Annotated in this window: 3 protein-coding genes; all 3 read left to right on the top strand. The window is 57.0% G+C overall.

Features of this window, described 5'->3' with window-relative positions:
• The first annotated feature begins 132 nt into the window (after positions 1–132).
• From B5G34_RS18105 to B5G34_RS18095, 3 genes are read left to right on the top strand one after another with little or no spacing between them, the layout of a single operon-like run.
• A complete protein-coding gene (locus tag B5G34_RS18105; protein ID WP_087340678.1) occupies positions 133–474 on the top strand; it encodes a hypothetical protein in 342 nt (113 codons plus the stop codon).
• Entirely contained in the window at positions 468–824 is a 357-nt protein-coding gene (tnpB, locus tag B5G34_RS18100; RefSeq protein ID WP_087340675.1) for an IS66 family insertion sequence element accessory protein TnpB, read from the top strand. The genes B5G34_RS18105 and tnpB overlap by 7 nt, the downstream gene beginning before the upstream one ends.
• A gap of 57 nt (positions 825–881) precedes the next feature.
• On the top strand, positions 882–2,489 hold the full coding sequence (locus B5G34_RS18095) for an IS66 family transposase (protein ID WP_140397303.1): 1,608 nt from the start codon (positions 882–884) through the stop codon (positions 2,487–2,489).
• The last annotated feature ends 78 nt before the right edge of the window (positions 2,490–2,567 follow it).

The raw sequence follows: 2,567 nt of genomic DNA, 5'->3' as shown, positions 1-2,567 counted from the left end.
GTAAGCGTAAAAACAGTCGGCGGCTTGTCAGGGTAAAATGGCTCTGCCAAACTATAAGAGTCTGAGGAAGTGCATGGTAGTACAAGGTAGTACCAGAGAGTATTCAAGACTCTGAGATAGTGAGGTGCAGGCATGGAGCAAATGGAGAGTTTACAGAGAGCTAATCAACAACACCGGTTGGCGGAATGGAGCCGACGTGTGGAGGCCTGCCGGAGCAGCGGGCTGCCGGTAGGTCAATGGTGCCAGGAAAATGGGATAGCGGTATCCACCTATTTCTCCTGGCAGAGGAAGGTGTTTCAGGCCCTGAAAGAAGTCCAGGAGGTGACCTTTGCAGAGGTTCCAATTATGGAGCATTCCCAGCACTCCGGACATATCGTAGCCGCTATGGAGGTAAGCGGTGTGCAGATTCAGGTCTATGAGGGAGCGGATGAGGCCACACTGCAGGCAATTCTCCAGGCAGCAAAGTCATGCTGAACGATTTTAGTTGCAGCTGCCCGGTGTACATTGCCTGCGGATACACAGACCTGCGGCGAGGCATTGACGGACTGGCCAACCTGGTAAAGACCCAGTTCCAGATGGACCCCTTTCAGCGGGCTCTGTTTCTATTCTGTGGGAGGCGACGGGACCGACTCAAGGCGCTGTACTGGGAGGGAGACGGCTTTCTGCTACTGTATAAGCGTCTGGAGAGCGGCAGTTTCCAATGGCCCCGGAGCACAGAGGAGGTGCAGGCCCTGACACCCCAACAATACCGTTGGCTGATGGAGGGGCTGAAGACGGAGCAGCCGAAGGCAAATAAAGCGGTGTCCGGCCTGAGCGTAATCTAATGCCGGAAAGCACTGAAAGCATTGGCTTTTTAGCCTGTTTTATGGTATTATTTACTCATGGAATATGAGAAGAACTCTGCCGTAAGCACCCCGGAAATGGTGACCATCTCACGGGCGGAATACGATTCTCAGCAGGCTAAACTTGCTGAGTTGGCTGAGCTGAAGCTCCAGAACCAATGGCTTCTGGAGCAGCTTGGTCTTGCCAAGAAGCGGCAGTTTGGGGCATCCTCAGAGCGGCTCCAGGAGGGGCTGATGGACCAGCTGTCTCTCATGGCGAATGAGGCGGAGGCCTACGCCTATGGGACAAAAAATGCCACAGCGGAGCAGGTAGCGGTAAAGGCCCATGCCCGCAAGCGGCAGAGTGGCAATGTACTGGATATCGTGCCGGAGGGCACCCCCACGGAAGTGGTGGAGCACCGCCTTTCCGAGGAAGAGCGTACCTGCGATACCTGCGGCGCCGTGATGGAGGAGATTGGGAAAGAGGTGCGCCGGAGCCTGAAGATGGAGCCGGCCCGATTCTGGATCCGGGAGGATGTGTACTACACCTACGCATGTAAACAGTGCGAGGCGGAAACAGGCGAAGGCAATCTCCGGAAAACACCTAAACAGCCGACGCTTTGCCCAGGCAGCTTTGCCTCCCCGGAGGCGGTGGCCTATATCATGACGCAGAAATTCGTCATGTACTCACCGTTGTACCGTCTGGAGCAGGAGTTTCAGCGGCAGGGGCTGAAGCTGTCCCGGCAGACCATGGCCAACTGGATCCTGCAGGCCTCGGACGCCTGGCTGCGGCCTGTGTATGACGCCCTGCACCGGAAGCTGTGCCGGGAAACTGTGCTGCACGGGGATGAGACCACGCTGCAGGTGCTGAAGGAGCCGGGCAGGACTTCTACCAGCAAGTCCTACATGTGGGTCTACCGGACCAGCGGCTGTGCTGAGTATCCCATTGTGTTGTACGAGTACCAGCCCAGCCGGAAGGCGGAGCATGCCCAGGCTTTCCTCAAGGACTTCTCTGGCTGGCTGCATGCGGACGGCTACCAGGGCTACCACAAGCTGACTGAGAACATCCGGGTGGTGGGTTGCTGGGCACACGCCAGGCGAAAGTTTGACGAGGCGCTGCAGACACTGCCCAAAGAGAAACGGCAGGAGTCTCCGGCGGCAACCGGCGAGTGTTACTGCACACGGCTGTTTCAGCTGGAGCAGCCTCTCATGGATCTGACACCAGAAGAACGCTATACCAAGCGGCTGGAACTGGAGAAACCGGTTCTGGACGCTCTGTTGGCATGGGCAAATGAGGCCAGCGCCAAGACTGCCCCCAAGTCTGCCCTGGGCAAGGCACTGCACTATCTGCGGGAGCAGTGGCCCTACCTGGTGCGCTATCTGGAGGACGGGAGGCTGGAGCTCTCCAACAACCGTGCCGAGCGTAGCATTAAGCCATTCGTCATGGGCCGGAAGAATTGGCTCTTTTCCAACACTCCGGCCGGCGCTCAGTCCAGCGCTGTGATCTACAGTCTGATTGAAACCGCAAAGGAGAATGGTCTGGATCCCTACCGCTACCTGGTTTGGCTTCTGAACACCGCACCTGGGCTGAGCCGGAAGGATGAAGCCTGGGCGGAATCTTTCCTCCCGGTGAATGCGCCCCAGAAATGTAAAATTCCAAAACCATAATGAAAATGCAGACCGCCATCTCTTTGCCTGTGCGCTGAGATGGCGGCCTTTTTATGCGCCGAAAGATTTTACGGTTAC

Source organism: Flavonifractor sp. An82 (genome assembly GCF_002159265.1).
GTDB lineage: Bacteria > Bacillota > Clostridia > Oscillospirales > Oscillospiraceae > Flavonifractor.
Note: the sequence above shows the minus strand (reverse complement) of the source record. Positions and strands in the feature narration are given on the sequence as shown.

What these genes read in the sequence shown, in the direction of transcription:
- B5G34_RS18105 (WP_087340678.1), top strand. Translation starts at nt 133, where the DNA reads ATGGAGCAAATGGAGAGTTTACAGAGAGCTAATCAACAACACCGGTTG.
- tnpB (WP_087340675.1), top strand. Translation starts at nt 468, where the DNA reads ATGCTGAACGATTTTAGTTGCAGCTGCCCGGTGTACATTGCCTGCGGA.
- B5G34_RS18095 (WP_140397303.1), top strand. Translation starts at nt 882, where the DNA reads ATGGAATATGAGAAGAACTCTGCCGTAAGCACCCCGGAAATGGTGACC.